Origin of the sequence: Escherichia sp. MOD1-EC5990, from assembly GCF_002965285.1 — a bacterium.
In the GTDB taxonomy this organism is placed as follows: Bacteria; Pseudomonadota; Gammaproteobacteria; order Enterobacterales; family Enterobacteriaceae; genus Escherichia; species Escherichia coli_F.
On sequence record NZ_PTRV01000059.1, the window covers coordinates 1 to 1,890 of the forward strand.

The 1,890-nt window shown below is 49.3% G+C and carries 1 protein-coding gene; it reads left to right on the plus strand.

Annotation, left to right across the window (positions count from 1 at the left end):
• The first annotated feature begins 490 nt into the window (after positions 1 to 490).
• The gene (gene ltrA, locus BEB42_RS25805; RefSeq protein WP_001100277.1) at positions 491 to 1,813 is read left to right on the plus strand and encodes a group II intron reverse transcriptase/maturase; all 1,323 of its coding nucleotides are present in this window, start codon (positions 491 to 493) and stop codon (positions 1,811 to 1,813) included.
• Positions 1,814 to 1,890: the final 77 nt, after the last annotated feature.

Sequence of the window (1,890 nt, forward strand, 5' to 3'; positions counted from 1 at the left end):
ACGGTGTGCCGTAGGCACAAAGATGCAAAACGGGACGTTTTGCATGTAATAAGCATAAGCTTGTGAAGAGATGGTGGCAGGCCCACCGGGATCTGCTGTCGGAAGTCGGTCCCAAACAACCCCGGCTGCTGTGGTAAAGAGCCATGGTAGTGAGCGCAGGGGGAACGATCAGACGAGATCTGATCCTATGTGAGATACAGTGAGATGAGTAAACCCGAACCTGTGTTGAAACGTCGTTAGTCCTAAGTGACATCAAAACCGGAGGTTTCGTGATACCGCCGGGATTAATTTACGGGTGAATTCCGAATGCTGCGTGAATGATGTCCGGTGTATAGCAGGCATGACGCTGTATCGGGCTCTTTGCAGGAACTACGGGAACCGGTCGTCGCAATGTCAAGAGAGAAATACAAATAACCGAAATTATGAGTATGAGAGTATCGATGTGCGAAACCGGGGCAGAGCTGTTCGTAGTAGTGAGGAAGCGTTTGTAATGAACGTGGAGCGAAGGGACAGCGTCGGGCAGTCTGCATCACAGCCCAACTGTAGGCAGGAGGAGGCTGTGTGTGAACAGACAAAACCGTTTCAGGTCAGTAAATTGCATGTGGTGGAAGCGTACCGGCGGATAAAGGCGAATGCCGGAGCTGCCGGAGTGGATAACCAGACGCTGAAAGATTTTGAGCGGGATCTGAAAGGAAATCTGTACAAAATCTGGAACAGGTTATCGTCGGGAAGCTGGATGCCGCCGCCAGTGCGTGCGGTGGAAATTCCGAAGAAGGATGGCAGCAAAAGACTTTTAGGAATACCGACAGTAAGCGATCGAATAGCGCAGATGACGGTGCTGGTAACGTTTGAACCATTAGTGGAGCGTTATTTCCTGAATGATTCATACGGATACCGGCATGGAAAATCAGCGCTGGATGCAATAGCAGTCACCAGAAAACGTTGCTGGCAATACGACTGGTGTCTTGAGTTTGATATTAAAGGGTTATTCGATAATATCCCCCACGATTTATTACTCAGGGCAGTAGATAAACATTGTGCGGATAAATGGGTAAGACTGTCTATTCGCCGCTGGCTGACAGCGCCGGTGCAGATGCCGGATGGAACACTGAAGGAAAGAAATAAAGGTACGCCACAGGGTGGAGTCATCAGCCCGGTACTGGCGAATTTATTTCTGCACTATGTGTTTGATAAATGGCTGACGTTACATTATCCGGAAATTCCCTGGTGCCGTTATGCAGATGATGGATTAATTCATTGTGGCAGTAAACAACAGGCAGAGGAATTACTGAATAAGCTGGCAAAACGTTTTCAGGAATGTGGACTGGAATTACATCCGGAGAAAACGAAAATAGTTTACTGCAAAGACAGCGAACGACAGGCGAACCATGAAACAGTGCAGTTTGATTTTCTGGGGTATACGTTCAGAGCGCGAAGAGCACGTAACCACCGGCGGGGGAACCTCTTTACGAGTTTCAGCCCGGCGGCGAGTAACCGTGCGCAGAAAGGCATGATTGGAAAACTCAGGAAACTGTGGATCAGACGCAGGGTGGAGATGAGTCTCGAAGATATTGCGAAGTGGCTGAATCCGATAATATCGGGGTGGCTGAATTATTACGCGAGATACCACAAATCAGCGATGAAGAAAGTATGCAGATATATTAATCTGACGCTGATTGCGTGGGCGAGAAAGAAATATAAAACCCTGCGGTATAGAAAGACGAAGGCGTGTCAGCTAATGGAAAGGCTGTCAAAAGAGAAGCCGGAGTTGTTTGCCCACTGGAAAGCAGGACCAGGAAGCGCGTTTGCCTGACGGGAGCCGTATGAAGCGAGAGTTTCACGTACGGTTCTGCGAGAGGCTGTCGGGGAGGTTCCGGTGGCCTACTCACT

What these genes read in the sequence shown, in the direction of transcription:
- ltrA (WP_001100277.1), top strand. Translation starts at nt 491, where the DNA reads ATGAACGTGGAGCGAAGGGACAGCGTCGGGCAGTCTGCATCACAGCCC.